The sequence below is a fragment of the Paraburkholderia sp. SIMBA_027 genome (genome assembly GCF_046535315.1).
GTDB lineage: Bacteria > Pseudomonadota > Gammaproteobacteria > Burkholderiales > Burkholderiaceae > Paraburkholderia > Paraburkholderia tropica.
In genome coordinates, this window is the sequence record NZ_JAWRWY010000016.1 from 112,619 (window position 1) to 128,045 (window position 15,427).

The following is a 15,427-nucleotide window of genomic DNA, read 5'->3' on the forward strand; positions in this document are numbered from 1 at the left end:
ACTGAGGCTAGCTGTTGGGCGCCGCGGGGCGAGAGAAACCCGGGCAGCCCCGCGTTGGTGACGGGCGCGAAACATCGGATAATCGGGGACGGTTTTTAGGAGGAATCCCATGCGAGTCGGTTTGTTCGTCACTTGCCTCATCGACACGATGCGTCCCGAGATCGGTTTTTCGACGATCAAACTGCTCGAATCGGCGGGCTACGAAGTCGTCGTGCCGCCCGCGCAAACCTGCTGCGGTCAGCCGGCCTACAACTCGGGCGAACGCGCGCTGGCGCGCGATCTGGCCGAAAAGACGCTGCGCGAATTCGAACAGTTCGACTATGTGGTCATACCGTCGGGCTCGTGCGGCGGCATGATCCGCGCGCACTACGGCGACCTGTTTCGCGACGACCCCGAGCTCATGTCGCGCTACGGCAAGCTGCGCGAGCGCGTATTCGAGCTGACCGACTTTCTGGTCAACGTGGCGAAGGTCGCGTTGCCCGAAGGCGAGTTTCGCGGTCCGGTCACCTATCACGATTCGTGCTCGGGGCTGCGCGAACTGGGCGTGAAGGCGCAGCCGCGCGCGCTCCTTGCGCAACGGGGTGTCGAAGTCCACGAGATGAAGGACTGCGAGCATTGCTGCGGTTTCGGTGGCACGTTCGCGGTCAAGTACGGCGCGATTTCCACCGCGATCGTCGACGAGAAATGCATGAACGTGCAGGCGAGCGGCGCGGGCGCGGTGGTGCTCGGCGACCTCGGCTGCATGCTGAACATCGAAGGGCGACTGCGTCGCACCGGCGACGCACATACGCGTGTGCTGCATATCGCACAGGTGCTGGCCGGCGACGTCTGACGCGTCGCGCTGTCGCGCCAACGCGTACGCCAACGCCGCACGCTGCCCCATCCGCACGTTCACGCCACTTAATTGCCCGACACTCCGCCATGCAAGTCCAATCGATGCAGTTCAAGGCGCGCGCCGGCCAGAAGCTTGCCGACCAGCGTCTGCAACAGAACCTGAAGAAGCTCTCTACCAAGTTCGTCACGGCACGGGCGGAGGCGATCACGGCCATCGACTTCGAGGCCACGCGCGCCGCGCTGAAAGCGCGCCGCAACCGTGCGCTGGAGAATCTCGACGTCTGGATCGAGCAGTTCGAGGCCGAGGCCACGCGGCGCGGCGTCACGGTGCTGTTTGCGGAGACCGCACGCGACGCGGCGCAACTGGTGGCCGACATCGCGCGCAAGCACGAGGTGCGCAAGGTCATCAAGACGAAGTCAATGGTCTCGGAGGAGATGCAGCTCAACACCGTGCTCGCGCAAATGGGCGTGCAGTCCATCGAGACGGATCTCGGCGAGTACATCCTTCAGATCAACAACAACGAACCGCCGAGTCACATCATCGCGCCCGTCGTCCACAAGGACAAAGACGAGATCGCCGACCTGTTCGCGCAGACGCATCACACAGCGCGTCTGACGGAAATTCCCGACATGACGCGCGAGGCGCGCGAGGTGCTGCGGCCACACTTCCTCTCGGCGGACATGGGCGTGACGGGCGGCAACTTCCTCGTCGCGGAAACGGGTTCGGTCGTGCTGGTCACGAACGAGGGCAATGAGGGCATGTGCACGGTGATGCCGCGCGTGCACGTGGCGGTCACCGGCATTGAAAAGGTGCTGCCCACGCTGGAAGATCTCGCCACCGCCATGCGCCTGCTGCCTCGTTCGGCGACGGGGCAGGCCACCTCGAACTATTTTTCGATGCTCACCGGCCCGCGCGGTCCGGGCGACCAGGATGGGCCCGAGCATATGTATGTGGTGCTCGTCGACGGTGGCCGCACCGGGCTGATCGGCGGCGAGTTCCAGGAAATGCTGCGCTGTATACGATGCGGCGCGTGTATGAACCACTGCCCCGTCTATCAGAAGGTCGGTGGCCATGCGTATGGCTGGGTTTATCCGGGGCCGATGGGATCGGTGCTTACGCCGAGCTACGTCGGGATCGAGAAAGCGCTGGATCTGCCCCAGGCCGCCACGCTTTGCGGCGAGTGCAACAGCGTCTGCCCGGTCGGCATTCCGCTTTCGGACCTGCTGCGCAAGCTGCGCGAGAAGCAGACCGAACGCAAGCTGCGGCCGTGGCGCGAACGCGCGGCGCTGGCCGTCTGGGGCTGGTTCGCGCTGCATCCCACGGCGTATGCGCTGCTGACCAAACTCGGCGTGCGTGTGCTGGAGCGCCTAGGGCGGCAGGGGCAGTCGATCCGCAAGCTGCCGTTCGCGCGCGGCTGGACCGAGGGGCGCGACATGCCCACGCCGGTCGGACGCACGTTCCGCGAACTGTACGCGGCGCGCCAGACGCATCTCGACGCCAACGCAACGCGGGCTCGTCAACCGTAAATCCGCCACTGTTTAACCTGCGGCAACAGTGTGTTCGTCTTTGTCGGGTTTTTCCTGATTGCGATCGTCTATATCATTTCGACTGGCGATAGTGCGTCTCAAGCACCTCGCCCCATAGTCGAGAGAGAGTCGCATCATGAGAAAGAAAATAGTGGTGTATTGGCCGCTGGCGCTGATCGTGCCGCTCGCGGCGATTGCATGGGTTCATGCCTGGGATACCGCCGAGCAGCAACTGCCGCTCGCCGCCGATCAGGTGAGCGCCGAACTGGCGCGCGCCGTGTCGTATGGTCTCGTCGGCGATGCAGGCGACGTGAAAGCGCCGGTGAAGGCCATGCGCGGCGCGAGCCCGCTGCCGCACGCAAGCACGATCTGAGCAACCGGTGCGCCGCAGGCGTGCCAAGCGCGCATTTGCCGCACTTTGTATAATTGCGGATTCGGCTGTCGCCAGTCCGGTTCGAGCCCGATAGTACGGGCTTCCTGGCGGATTCGGCAGATCCGGTCACACCTCGCCCAGCCCGCACCCCGACACGATGAACAAGGTTTCCGTTTGTTTCGTTTGCCTCGGCAACATCTGCCGCTCGCCCACGGCTGAAGCGGTGATGCTGCGCATGGTCGACGAGGCGGGCCTGAATGGCCGCGTGGTGGTCGATTCCGCGGGCACGGGCAACTGGCACATCGGCGAGGCGCCCGACGAGCGCGCCCAGCGCGCGGGCAAGCAGCGCGGCTACGATCTCGCGCCGCTGCGCGCGCGCCAGATCGGGCAGGAAGATTTTGCGGCGTTCGATCTGATCGTCGCGATGGACGACGCCAACGTGACCGCGCTGCATCAGGTCGCGCCGGCCGGCGAGCGAGACAAGATCCGCTTGCTGATGGAATTCGCGCCGAACGCGGAGGATCGTGTGGTAACCGACCCTTATTTCGGCGGCGCGGCGGGCTTCGAGTCGGTGCTCGACCAGTGCGAGGCCGCCTGCGCGGGTTTGCTGGCGGCGCTGCGTCCGCAACTGGTGGATTGAAGTGAACGGTGCGGTGCACGCGTTGCAGGAAGTGCGCCGTTTTACCTTTTCGTCATGTGCCTAATAACCCGAATGGCGGCACGGATACTTGACTAAACTAGTCATGTATTTATACTTGACGAAAATTGTCGAGAATTGCGGTTCCCCTACCATCATGAGACTCACCACGAAAGGCCGTTTCGCCGTCACGGCGATGATCGACCTGGCCCTGCGCCAGGAGCAGGGCCCGGTGACGCTTGCGGGTATCAGCCAGCGCCAGCACATTTCGCTGTCGTACCTCGAACAGCTGTTCGGCAAGCTCCGCCGCCATGAAATCGTCGAATCGGTCCGCGGGCCGGGCGGCGGGTACAACCTCGCGCGTCGCGCGGAGGACGTCACGGTCGCGGACATCATCATCGCCGTGGACGAGCCGCTCGATGCCACGCAATGCGGCGGCAAGGGCGCGTGCGAGGGTACCAAGCAGCACGACGGCCACTGCATGACGCACGAACTCTGGTCCACGCTGAACCAGAAGATGGTCGAGTACCTCGATTCCGTGTCGCTCAAGGATCTGGTGGACAAGCAGCGCGCCCGCGAAGGCGCCGCGCCCACGGTCCTGCGCGACCGCCGCGCGGAAGCCCCCGCGGTCGAGCCGGTGAGGGCCGTGCCGCTAGGGCCGAACTCGATTTTCAACATGGCGAGTTCGTGAGCTTGATCCGAGCCGTCAGGACGCACTACACAGTACAGCGCAGCACAAAGATTCCCCGGAGCGATAGATGAATAACGATATTCCCCACCTGCCCATTTACATGGATTACAGCGCGACGACGCCGGTCGACCCGCGCGTGGTGGACAAGATGATTCCGTACCTGCGCGAGCAGTTCGGCAATCCGGCTTCGCGCAGCCACGCCTACGGCTGGGACGCGGAACGTGCGGTCGAGGAAGCGCGCGAGCAGGTCGCCGCGCTCGTCAACGCCGACCCGCGCGAAATCATCTGGACCTCCGGCGCGACCGAATCGGACAACCTCGCGATCAAGGGTGCCGCGCACTTCTACAAGAGCAAGGGCAAGCACATCATCACGGTGAAGACCGAGCACAAGGCTGTGCTCGACACCTGCCGCGAACTCGAGCGCGAAGGCTATGAAGTCACGTATCTGCCGGTGCTGGAAAACGGCCTGATCGACCTCGAAGCGTTCAAGGCGGCGATTCGCCCGGACACGATCCTCGTTTCCGTGATGCACGTGAACAACGAGATCGGCGTGATCCAGGACATCGAGACGATCGGCGAAATCTGCCGTGAAAAGGGCATCGTGTTTCACGTCGACGCCGCGCAATCGACGGGCAAGGCGCCGATCGACCTGCAAAAGCTCAAGGTCGACCTGATGTCGTTCTCGGCGCACAAGACCTATGGCCCGAAGGGCATTGGCGCGCTGTACGTGCGTCGCAAGCCGCGCGTGCGTATCGAAGCGCAGATGCACGGCGGCGGTCACGAGCGCGGCATGCGCTCGGGCACGCTGGCCACGCACCAGATCGTCGGCATGGGCGAAGCGTTCCGCATCGCGCGTGAAGAGATGGCTACGGAAAACGAGCGCGTGCGCATGCTGCGCGACCGTCTGCTCAAGGGCCTCTCGGAAATCGAAGAAACCTACGTGAACGGCGACATGGAGCAGCGCGTCCCGCACAACCTGAACATCAGCTTCAACTTCGTCGAAGGCGAGTCGCTGATCATGGCGGTGAAGGACGTGGCGGTGTCGTCGGGTTCGGCGTGCACGTCGGCTTCGCTGGAGCCGTCGTACGTGCTGCGCGCGCTCGGCCGCAACGACGAACTGGCGCACAGCTCGATCCGTTTCACGGTGGGCCGCTTCACGACGGAGCAGGACGTCGACTACGTGATCAACCTGCTGAAGACGAAGATCGCCAAGCTGCGCGAACTGTCGCCGCTGTGGGAAATGCACAAGGACGGCATCGATCTGTCGACCATCCAGTGGGCAGCGCACTAAGTTTCACGCGACGCAAAGCGAATATCGACCCGGCCGCAGCGCACACGAACATGCCGCGCGGCCAACGAATTGAAGGAGTGTGATCATGGCATATAGCGACAAGGTTCTGGACCACTACGAAAACCCGCGTAACGTCGGTTCGTTCTCGAAAGACGACGACACGGTCGGCACGGGCATGGTCGGCGCGCCGGCTTGCGGCGACGTGATGAAGCTGCAGATCCGCGTGGGCGCGGACGGCGTGATCGAAGACGCGAAGTTCAAGACCTACGGCTGCGGCTCGGCAATCGCCTCGAGCTCGCTCGTCACGGAATGGGTCAAGGGCAAGACGCTTGACGAAGCGCTCTCGATCAAGAACACGCAGATCGCTGAAGAACTGGCGCTGCCGCCGGTGAAGATCCACTGCTCGATCCTCGCGGAAGACGCGATCAAGGCAGCGGTCGCCGACTACCGCACGCGTCACACGACCGAAGCGAAGGCCGACGCCGTTTAAGGCGCACGGCAGGTCGCGCGGCGAGCGGCAACGCGGCGCGGGCAGAACGGCGGCGAACCTTCGGGTGCGCCGCCGCGGGATTAACGATTTTGGATGCAGGCAGGTTGCGCCGCACCGTGGTGAAACAGGCACGAGCCTGAGACACGCGGGGCGGGGCGCGGCGAAAACGCTATGGCTATTACGTTGACGGAAAAAGCGGCACAGCACGTGCAGAAGTACCTGACCCGGCGCGGCAAGGGCGTGGGCCTGCGCCTCGGCGTGCGCACGACGGGTTGCTCGGGACTGGCGTACAAGCTCGAGTATGTCGACGACCTGGCGCCCGAGGACAACGTGTTCGAGAGCTTCGGCGTGAAGGTGATCGTCGATCCGAAAAGCCTGTCCTATATCGACGGCACGCAGCTCGATTTCGTGCGCGAAGGCCTCAACGAGGGCTTCAAGTTCAACAACCCGAACGTGAAGGACGAGTGCGGTTGCGGCGAGTCCTTCCGCGTTTGAGCCCGTGTGTTGCGGTGAAAAGGCGGCCTGTGCCGCCTTTTTGATTTTGATGGCCCCACAAGAACGCTTTATCCGATGACCTCGCTTTCATCGCTTTCCGATAGCCACTTCGTGCTGTTCGGCCTGCCCGAGCAGTTCGCGATCGACGCCGATTCGCTCGACCACGCATATCGCACCGTGCAGGCGCAGGTTCACCCGGACCGCTTCGCCGCGGCCGGCGACGCGCAAAAACGCGTGGCGATGCAATGGGCCACGCGCGCGAACGAGGCGTATCAGACGCTGCGCGATCCGCTCAAGCGCGCCAAATACCTGTTGCATCTGCGCGGCGTCGACGTCGGCGCAGAGGACAATACGGCCATGGAGCCGGCGTTCCTGATGCAGCAGATGGAATGGCGCGAGGCGATCGAGGACGCCGTCCACGCGAAGAACGTCGACGCGCTCGACGCGCTCTCGGGCGAACTGCGCGACGACGAGCGCGCGCGCCTCGCCAAGCTCGCGGCGCTGATCGACAGCGGCTCGAACCAGCCGGCGGCGGAAGCGGTGCGCCAGCTCATGTTCATCGAGCGCGTCGCAGCCGAGATCGAGACGCAGATCGAACGGCTGGAAGGCTGAGACCGTTGCCGGGCGCCACGCGCCCGACTGCACGGAAAAAAGCGTAGAACATAGGACAGGGCTGCCCGTGGCGGCCCGCAACAGATCACACAGATGGCATTACTGCAAATCTCCGAACCCGGCATGGCGCCGGCGCCGCACCAGCGGCGACTCGCCGTCGGCATCGACCTCGGCACGACGAACTCGCTCGTCGCCGCCGTGCGCAGCGGCGTGCCCGACGTGCTGCCCGACGCGGACGGCCACGTGCTGCTGCCTTCCGTCGTGCGCTATCTGGCCAACGGCGGCCGCCGCATCGGTCGCACGGCGAAAGCCGAAGCGGCCAGCGATCCGCGCAACACGATCGTCTCGGTCAAGCGCTTCATGGGCCGCGGCAAGGCCGACGTCGAAGGCGCGGCGAACGCGCCTTACGTCTTCGTCGACGCGCCCGGCATGGTGCAGATCGAGACCGTGGACGGCGTGAAGAGCCCGGTGGAAGTGTCGGCGGAAATTCTCGCGACGCTGCGTCAGCGCGCCGAAGACACGCTCGGCGACGATCTCGTCGGCGCGGTCATCACGGTGCCGGCGTACTTCGACGAAGCGCAGCGCCAGGCGACCAAGGACGCCGCGCGCCTCGCGGGCCTGAACGTGCTGCGCCTGCTGAACGAACCGACCGCGGCCGCCATCGCCTACGGTCTCGACAACGGCGCCGAAGGCCTCTACGCGGTCTACGACCTCGGCGGCGGCACCTTCGACCTGTCGATCCTGAAGCTCACCAAGGGTGTGTTCGAAGTGCTGGCGGCGGGCGGCGATTCGGCGCTCGGCGGCGACGATTTCGACCACGTCGTGTTCGATTACGTGCTGGAGCAAAGCGGCATCGAGCGCGCGTCGCTCGCGCCCGAAGACGTGCGTCTGCTGCTCGACCACGCGCGCGACGCGAAGGAAGCGCTTTCGTCGGCGCCGGAAGCGCGCATCGACGTGACATTGTCGAATGGCAAGACCCTCTCGGTCGCCCTCGACGAAGCGCGTTTCGAGGCGCTCACGCAGACGCTCGTGCAGCGCACGCTCACGCCCACGAAGAAGGCGCTGCGCGACGCGAAGGTCGGCGCGAAGGACGTGAAGGGCGTGGTGCTGGTCGGCGGCGCGACGCGCATGCCGGTGATCCGCCGCGCGGTGGAACAGTATTTCGGCCAGGCGCCGCTCACCAATCTCGATCCCGATCAGGTCGTCGCGCTCGGCGCGGCGGTTCAGGCCGATCTGCTGGCGGGCAACCGTGGCGGCGACGACGACTGGCTGCTGCTCGACGTGATCCCGCTCTCGCTGGGCGTGGAAACGATGGGCGGGCTCGTCGAGAAGATCATCCCGCGCAACTCGACCATTCCGGTCGCGCGTGCGCAGGACTTCACGACCTTCAAGGACGGCCAGACCGCGATGGCGATCCACGTGGTCCAGGGCGAGCGCGAGCTCGTGGCCGACTGCCGTTCGCTTGCGCGCTTCGAGCTGCGCGGCATTCCGCCGATGGCGGCGGGCGCGGCGCGCATTCGCGTGACCTATCAGGTGGACGCGGACGGGCTGCTGTCGGTGTTCGCACGCGAGCAGCTCTCGGGCGTGGAGGCGTCGGTGGTGGTCAAGCCGTCGTACGGCCTCGAAGACAACGACATCGCCAAGATGCTCGAAGAGAGCTTCAAGACCGCCGACATCGACATGCGCGCACGTGCGCTGCGTGAAGCGCAGGTCGAGGCGCAACGCGTGATCGAAGCGACGCAATCGGCGCTGGCCGCCGACGGCGAACTGCTCGACGCCGACGAGCGCGCCGCGCTCGACACGCTCATCGCCGCACTTGCGCAGATCGTGCAGAGCGACGACACCGACGCAATCGAAACCGCCACCAAGGCGCTGGCCGAAGGCACCGACGAATTCGCCGCGCGCCGCATGGACAAGGGCATCAAGCGCGCGCTGGCGGGCAAGCGGCTCGACGAGATCGGCTAAGTAGCGAACGCAGAGAAAACGACCTGTGCGCGCATCGCGCGCCGGGTGCGTGCTTTCCCGATGTGGCGAAGCGCGCGAGGTCAGTAGAATGGGCGATGCCGCCGCCGTCAGGCGGGGCGCGCCCGAATTGAAAGTTATTGGATACGGAAATCACAATGCCTCAAATCGTGGTGCTGCCCCATGTCGAACTGTGCCCCGAGGGCGCGGTCATCGACGCCAAGCCGGGTGAAAGCGTGTGCGACGCGCTGCTGGAACACGGCATCGAGATCGAACACGCCTGCGAGAAGTCGTGCGCGTGCACGACCTGTCACGTGATCGTGCGCGAAGGTTTCAACGCGCTCGAACCGTCTGAAGAAGCCGAAGACGACCTGCTCGACAAGGCATGGGGTCTGGAGCCCACTTCGCGACTGTCGTGCCAGGCGCTCGTGCCGGCGGAAGACGACCTGGTGATCGAGATTCCGCGTTACTCGATCAACCACGCCAAGGAAAACCACTGATCCACCCGAAGAGGAGCGCACAGCCATGAAATGGACCGATACGCAGGACATCGCAATGGCCTTGACGGACACGCATCCCGAAGTCGATCCGCAGTATGTGCGCTTTACCGATCTGCATCGCTGGATCACGGAACTCGAAGGTTTCGACGACGATCCGCAAAGCTCGAACGAGCGGATCCTCGAAGCGATCCAGGCGGCGTGGATTGAAGACGCCGATTACTGATTGCTCCGGTCGATGAAGGCTCCGCGCTGCGGCGCGGTCTGAATAAAAAAGGCGATTCGCTGTGATGGCGAATCGCCTTTTTGTTTGCCTGTGTTTGCAGATGCGGCCGGGTTCAGGCGACGTCAGGCCGCTTCGAGCGCCCCGCGTTCGATCCGCACGCGTTGGCCTTGCTGGAACGGCGGCGCTTCGTGATAGGTGAAGTAGCGCATTTTGCCGCTATCCATGCGCACGCGCACCGAATAGGCCGTCGTGCTGCGGATATGCTTTTCGACCGAGTTGCCCGCGAGGCCGCCGCCGAGCGCGCCGAGCAGCGTCATCGCGGTGCGGCCGCCGCCGCGGCCGAACTGATTGCCGACGACGCCACCCGCCACCGCGCCGCCCACCGCACCGATACCGGTGCCGTGACCTTCCTGTTTGACCGCCGAAATCGCTTCGACGACGCCGCACGAGGCGCAGGCCGCCGGTTGCGGCGGCGCTTCCTGCGCGGCTTGTTGCGGTTGTTGCGCGTACTGCGGCGCGGGCGCGACCGGTTGCGTCGGCTGAGCCGCCGCCGGAGCGGGTTGCGGCTCGGCGGGCGCGGTGCCTGGCGCGCTGTTTTGCGCACCGTTTTGCGCGTATTGCGCGCCGGTCGCGGGCCGCGTGGAATCCTGCGTCGCGGGCGGCGTCGCCATCAGCGTCGTCTGGCCGGTTTGCGACTGGGCGTTCTGTTCGGCCGTGCTGGAAGCCTTGGGAAATACGCCGGTAATCGCCGCCGTGGCTGCCAGGCTCGCGACGATCACCGCACCCGCCGCAGTCGCGACAAGCGGATGCAGACGGCGTTTGCCGGACGTGTCGGGCGTAGTGGTGGTCGTGGTTTTAGGATCGAGTTCGTTCATGACAGGCTCCGTCTTTTGCAGAGTTGGCTCAAAAGCTTGGGTCAAAACCAGTGTGAGCCAAAGCCGTGGCACAGGCGTTTCATTTTGTAACCCATCCTGCGTGCGCGACGAACCGGTAACGCATCCATCAGATCCCTATCGCCGCACGGCTTTGCCCGGCGCGGTTTTCCGTCCTGACGCAATCCGCATGCCCATTTGCCGCGCGAAATTTGCGCGAAGCAGGGCGGCAGCTTTTACCGATAGTTACAAACACCCGACGCGCGCGCCACGCCGCCGACAAAAGAAACGGGGCGCATGCGGCGTGAACCGCATGCGCCCCGTCTGGCGCATCTGTCTTGCAGGCGTCGCTTAGTCTTCGCGGCGCAGGTGCGGGAACAGCAGCACGTCGCGGATGCTCGGGCTATCGGTGAGCAGCATCACCAGACGGTCGATGCCGATGCCGCAGCCGCCCGTCGGGGGCATGCCGTACTCGAGCGCGCGGATGTAGTCGGCGTCGTAGAACATCGCTTCTTCGTCGCCCGCGTCCTTCTGCTCGACCTGCTTCTTGAAGCGCGCGGCCTGGTCTTCCGGATCGTTCAGCTCCGAGAAGCCGTTGGCGATTTCGCGGCCCGTGATGAACAGTTCGAAACGCTCGGTGATGCCCGGCGTGGTGTCCGAGGCGCGCGCGAGCGGCGAGACTTCGACCGGGTAGTCGATGATGTAGGTCGGTTCCCACAATTGCGACTCGGCCGTTTCCTCGAACAGCGCGAGTTGCAGCGCGCCGACGCCGGCGTTCAGGAACTGCGGCTGGTTCGCGTCGACGCCGAACTTCTTCAGTTCCGTGCGCAGGAACGCGGCATCGGCGAGCTGTTCGGTCGTGTATTGCGGCGCGTACTTCTGGATTGCCTGCACGATCGTCAGACGATGGAACGGCTTCGACAGATCGAGTTCGCGGCCCTGATACGTGAGCACGGCGGTGCCCGACGCGTCGATCGCGGCCTGGCGGATCAGCTGTTCGGTGAAGTCCATCAGCCACGTGTAGTCGGTGTACGCGGCGTAGAACTCCATCATCGTGAATTCCGGATTGTGACGCGGCGAAACGCCCTCGTTACGGAAATTCCGGTTGATTTCGAACACGCGCTCGAAGCCGCCGACGATCAGGCGCTTCAGATACAGCTCGGGCGCGATACGCAGATACATCTGCATGTCGAGCGCGTTGTGGTGCGTGACGAACGGCTTGGCCGCCGCGCCGCCCGGGATCGGGTGCAGCATCGGCGTTTCGACTTCCATGAAGTTCGAGCCGGCCATGAACTGACGCACCGACGCGATCGCCTTCGCGCGCGCCACGAACGTGTCGCGGGCTTCCGGCGTGACGATCAGGTCGACGTAGCGCTGGCGGTAGCGCATTTCCTGGTCCGACAGACCGTGGAACTTGTCCGGCAGCGGACGCAGCGACTTCGAGAGCAGACGCAGTTCGGTCACGCGCACCGAGAGTTCGCCCTTGTTGGTGCGGAACAGGACGCCCTTCGCGGCGACGATGTCACCGAGGTCCCACTTCTTGAACGCGTCGTAGGTCGTTTCGCCCACGTCGGCGGGCGTGATGAAGAACTGGATCTGGCCCGAGCCGTCGCGCACCGTGGCGAAGCTTGCCTTGCCCATCACGCGTTTGAGCATCATGCGGCCGGCGATCGCGACTTCGAGCGGATTCGCTTCGAGCGCTTCCTTGTCGGTGTCGGCGTAGTCGCGCTGCAAGTCGGCGGCGTGGTGAGTCGGGCGGAAGTCGTTGGGATAGGCGACGCCCGCTTCGCGCAGCGTGCGCAGCTTCTCGCGGCGCTCGGCGATGATCTGGTTGTCGTCCAGGTCGGGCGACGCGGCAGGCGCTGCGGCGGCCGTATTCGGCTGGGTCGGTTCGGTCATGATGGCTCGGGGTTCGGGAAATTCGGTTCCGCCGCGCGCGCCACGCGTCTCAAAAGACGCGGGCGGCGGCACGGCGGGAGAGGGCGGCGGACGTTGGCGCCGCTTACACGCCCTGTTTCAGGCTTGCGCTGATGAACGCGTCGAGATCGCCGTCGAGCACGGCTTTGGTGTTGCTGATTTCGACGTTCGTGCGCAGATCCTTGATGCGGCTGTTGTCGAGCACGTAGGAGCGGATCTGGTGACCCCAGCCCACGTCCGACTTGCCCGCTTCGAGCTTGTCCTGCTCCGACTGGCGCTTGCGCATTTCGGCTTCGTACAGGCGCGATTTGAGCATGGCCATGGCTTCGGCGCGGTTGCGGTGCTGCGAGCGGTCGTTCTGGCACTGCACGACGATGCCCGACGGGATGTGCGTGATACGCACGGCGGAGTCGGTCTTGTTGATGTGCTGACCGCCCGCGCCCGAAGCGCGATACGTGTCGATGCGCAGGTCGGCCGGATTGACGTCGATTTCGAACGATTCGTCGATTTCCGGATACACGAACACCGACGAGAACGACGTGTGACGGCCGCCCGACGAGTCGAACGGCGACTTGCGCACGAGGCGGTGAATGCCGGTTTCGGTGCGCAGGAAGCCGTAGGCGTATTCGCCTTCGACCTTGATGGTCGCGCTCTTGATGCCGGCCACGTCGCCTTCGGACTCTTCGAGCACTTCGGTCTTGAAGCCCTTGCGCTCGCAGTAGCGCACGTACTGGCGCAGCAGCATCGACGCCCAGTCGCAGGCTTCCGTGCCGCCCGCGCCCGCCTGAATGTCGATAAAGGCGTTGTTCGGGTCGGCCGGGTTCGCGAACATGCGTCGGAACTCGACGTCGGCGATACGCTTTTCGATTTCAGCGGCGTCGCTTTCGCAGGCCACGAGCGTGTCCTCGTCGCCTTCCTCGCGCGCCATCTCGAAGAGGTCCTGCGCGTCGCGCGCGTCATTCTCGATACCGTCGAGCACATGCACGACGCCTTCGAGCAGTTTCTTTTCCTTGCCGAGACCCTGTGCGTGCTTGGAGTCGTTCCAGACGTTGGGGTCTTCGAGTTCGCTATTGACTTCGACGAGCCGTCGGGCTTTTACGTCGTAGTCAAAGATACCCCCGGAGCTCGCCCGCGCGTGCGCGCAGGTCCGCCAAGAGGGCTTCGATCGCGTTGAGACGTTCCGCTTCCATTTGTGTCGTGATCCGGCGTGTAAAACACGCAATTATAGCCGATTGGCCATGCATCAAGGGCGCGGCGACCCCATGCGTGGCCTCTCGTCCACGCCGGTCAGAGCGCCGCGTGCTCCACCACCAGTTGCACGCGCGAAACGCCGTTCCACGTGTCGCGCACGAGGCGATAGGCGACGGTCGTGTGCTGCGGCAGCGGCTCGGTGTGGTTGAACCAGATCGCGTTGAAGCGCTGGCGGCCGCGCAGCAGTTGCAGCTTCAGGTGCTTGTCCTTCACGAGCGCCTGCGACGCCACCTCGAATTCGCCCGCGAACACGGGCGCCGGGAAGCCCTGGCCCCACACGGCGGCGTCGATCATCTCGACGAAATCGGGCGTGAAATAGGCGTCTTCGAGGTCGCCGTCGGTTTCCACGGTGCGTGCGAGCGCCTCGGCGGTCAGCCATTCGCGGCCCACGCGCTCGAAGGCGGCGGCGAAGCGCGGCACGTCGGCGGCGGCGATCGTCAGGCCCGCCGCCATCGCGTGGCCGCCGAACTTGTGGATCAGGCCCGGCTCGCGCTTGGAAATCAGGTCGACGGCGTCGCGCAGATGGAAACCGGGGATCGAACGGCCCGAGCCCTTGACGAGCGCGCCGTCGTCGTCGGCGAGCGCGAAAGTGAAGGACGGGCGGTGGAACTTCTCTTTGAGCCGTCCCGCGACGATGCCGATCACGCCCTGGTGCCAGCCTTCGTTGAACAGCGTGAGCGTGGCGCCGTCCTGCGGATCGATGTCGGCGAGATCGGCGAGCGCCTGTTGTTGCATGCCGGCCTCGATCTCGCGGCGCTCGCGGTTCATCGCGTCGAGCTGCTGGGCGAGATCCCAGGCGCGGCCCACGTCGTCGGTGGTCAGGCACTCGATGCCGAGCGACATGTCGGAGAGGCGGCCCGCCGCGTTCAGGCGCGGTCCGAGCGCGAAGCCCATATCGAAGCCCGAGGCGCTTTTCGCGTCGCGGCCCGAGGCGCGGAACAGGGCGGCGATGCCCGGCTGCATGCGGCCGTTGCGGATGCGTTGCAGACCTTGCGCGACCAGCACGCGGTTGTTGCCGTCGAGCTTGACGACGTCGGCGACCGTGCCGAGCGCGACCAGATCGAGCAGACCGTCCAGACGCGGCTCGGGCTTGCCGCCGGCGAACGCGCCGCGGCGGCGCAGTTCGGCGCGCAGCGCAAGCAGCGTGTAGAACATCACGCCGACGCCCGCGATGCACTTGCTCGGAAACTCGCAACCCGGCTGATTCGGATTGACGATCGCGCGCGCGGCCGGCAGCACGTCGCCGGGCAGGTGGTGGTCGGTCACGAGCACGTCGATGCCGAGCGTGTTCGCGGCTTCCACGCCTTCCACGCTGGCGATGCCGTTGTCGACGGTGATCAGCAGGTCGGGCGGTCCGCCCTTGCGCTGCGCGGCGAGCGCGACAATCTCGGGCGTGAGGCCATAGCCGTACTCGAAGCGATTCGGCACCAGATAGTCGATCTGCGCGCCGAACATGCGCAGGCCGCGCACGGCCACCGCGCAGGCGGTCGCGCCGTCGCAGTCGTAGTCGGCGACCACCAGCATGCGGCGTTTCTGTTCGAGCGCGTCGGCGAGCAGCGCGGCGGCCTCGTCGAGGCCTTTCATGCCGGCGGGCGGAATCAGGCGGCCGAGGCCGGTTTCGATGTCGTCGGGCTGGCTGACGCCGCGCGACGCGTAGAGGCGCGCGAGCACCGGGTGCAGGCCGTGACGGATCAGCACTTCGGTATCGGCGGGAGAGCAGGCGCGGGTGACGATTCGGGTCATGCGGACGAC

Annotated in this window: 16 protein-coding genes; 12 read left to right on the top strand and 4 right to left on the bottom strand. The window is 65.3% G+C overall.

Annotation, left to right across the window (positions count from 1 at the left end; translation table 11 throughout):
- The first annotated feature begins 109 nt into the window (after positions 1-109).
- The 12 genes from SB764_RS28115 (at position 110) to iscX (ending at position 9,635) form a co-directional block, all read left to right on the top strand.
- Positions 110-832, top strand: coding sequence for a (Fe-S)-binding protein (locus SB764_RS28115; protein ID WP_321865350.1), 723 nt, complete (start codon positions 110-112; stop codon positions 830-832).
- An 89-nt stretch (positions 833-921) separates the two neighbouring features.
- Entirely contained in the window at positions 922-2,361 is a 1,440-nt protein-coding gene (locus tag SB764_RS28120; protein WP_074984417.1) for a lactate utilization protein B, read from the top strand.
- 136 nt (positions 2,362-2,497) lie between these two features.
- The gene (locus SB764_RS28125; RefSeq protein WP_065060271.1) at positions 2,498-2,734 is read left to right on the top strand and encodes a hypothetical protein; all 237 of its coding nucleotides are present in this window, start codon (positions 2,498-2,500) and stop codon (positions 2,732-2,734) included.
- A 157-nt stretch (positions 2,735-2,891) separates the two neighbouring features.
- Entirely contained in the window at positions 2,892-3,374 is a 483-nt protein-coding gene (locus tag SB764_RS28130) for a low molecular weight protein-tyrosine-phosphatase (protein WP_321856520.1), read from the top strand.
- Between the two features lie 154 nt (positions 3,375-3,528).
- Positions 3,529-4,062, top strand: a complete 534-nt coding sequence (gene iscR / locus SB764_RS28135) for a Fe-S cluster assembly transcriptional regulator IscR (protein WP_110328268.1) — start codon at positions 3,529-3,531, stop codon at positions 4,060-4,062.
- Between the two features lie 67 nt (positions 4,063-4,129).
- Positions 4,130-5,353, top strand: coding sequence for an IscS subfamily cysteine desulfurase (locus SB764_RS28140; RefSeq protein WP_065060268.1), 1,224 nt, complete (start codon positions 4,130-4,132; stop codon positions 5,351-5,353).
- Between the two features lie 85 nt (positions 5,354-5,438).
- Positions 5,439-5,843 carry a Fe-S cluster assembly scaffold IscU gene (gene iscU, locus SB764_RS28145; protein ID WP_065060267.1) on the top strand — a complete coding sequence of 135 codons (405 nt, stop codon included), beginning with the start codon at positions 5,439-5,441 and terminating at the stop codon, positions 5,841-5,843.
- Between the two features lie 171 nt (positions 5,844-6,014).
- Positions 6,015-6,338, top strand: coding sequence for an iron-sulfur cluster assembly protein IscA (iscA, locus tag SB764_RS28150; protein ID WP_065060266.1), 324 nt, complete (start codon positions 6,015-6,017; stop codon positions 6,336-6,338).
- A 75-nt stretch (positions 6,339-6,413) separates the two neighbouring features.
- Positions 6,414-6,950 carry a Fe-S protein assembly co-chaperone HscB gene (hscB, locus tag SB764_RS28155; RefSeq protein WP_065060265.1) on the top strand — a complete coding sequence of 179 codons (537 nt, stop codon included), beginning with the start codon at positions 6,414-6,416 and terminating at the stop codon, positions 6,948-6,950.
- A 93-nt stretch (positions 6,951-7,043) separates the two neighbouring features.
- Positions 7,044-8,915 (top strand): Fe-S protein assembly chaperone HscA, encoded by a 1,872-nt coding sequence (gene hscA / locus SB764_RS28160; RefSeq protein WP_110328269.1) that lies wholly within the window; start codon positions 7,044-7,046, stop codon positions 8,913-8,915.
- Positions 8,916-9,070: 155 nt separating this feature from the next.
- Complete coding sequence (gene fdx, locus SB764_RS28165; RefSeq protein WP_065060263.1) at positions 9,071-9,412, top strand: ISC system 2Fe-2S type ferredoxin; 342 nt, start codon at positions 9,071-9,073, stop codon at positions 9,410-9,412.
- A gap of 25 nt (positions 9,413-9,437) precedes the next feature.
- Positions 9,438-9,635 carry a Fe-S cluster assembly protein IscX gene (iscX, locus tag SB764_RS28170; protein ID WP_065060262.1) on the top strand — a complete coding sequence of 66 codons (198 nt, stop codon included), beginning with the start codon at positions 9,438-9,440 and terminating at the stop codon, positions 9,633-9,635.
- A 122-nt stretch (positions 9,636-9,757) separates the two neighbouring features.
- On the opposite strand, the gene SB764_RS28175 is transcribed toward iscX, so the two are convergent.
- The 4 genes from SB764_RS28175 to recJ form a co-directional block, all read right to left on the bottom strand.
- Positions 9,758-10,510, bottom strand: a complete 753-nt coding sequence (locus SB764_RS28175; RefSeq protein WP_321904576.1) for a glycine zipper 2TM domain-containing protein — start codon at positions 10,508-10,510, stop codon at positions 9,758-9,760.
- A 348-nt stretch (positions 10,511-10,858) separates the two neighbouring features.
- Positions 10,859-12,406, bottom strand: a complete 1,548-nt coding sequence (gene lysS / locus SB764_RS28180; RefSeq protein ID WP_110328270.1) for a lysine--tRNA ligase — start codon at positions 12,404-12,406, stop codon at positions 10,859-10,861.
- Between the two features lie 103 nt (positions 12,407-12,509).
- A protein-coding gene (prfB, locus tag SB764_RS28185) for a peptide chain release factor 2 (protein WP_110328271.1) occupies positions 12,510-13,614 on the bottom strand; the annotation gives its coding sequence in 2 pieces (ribosomal slippage) (positions 12,510-13,532 and positions 13,534-13,614; 1,104 coding nt in all).
- A gap of 97 nt (positions 13,615-13,711) precedes the next feature.
- Complete coding sequence (recJ, locus tag SB764_RS28190; protein ID WP_110328272.1) at positions 13,712-15,418, bottom strand: single-stranded-DNA-specific exonuclease RecJ; 1,707 nt, start codon at positions 15,416-15,418, stop codon at positions 13,712-13,714.
- Positions 15,419-15,427: the final 9 nt, after the last annotated feature.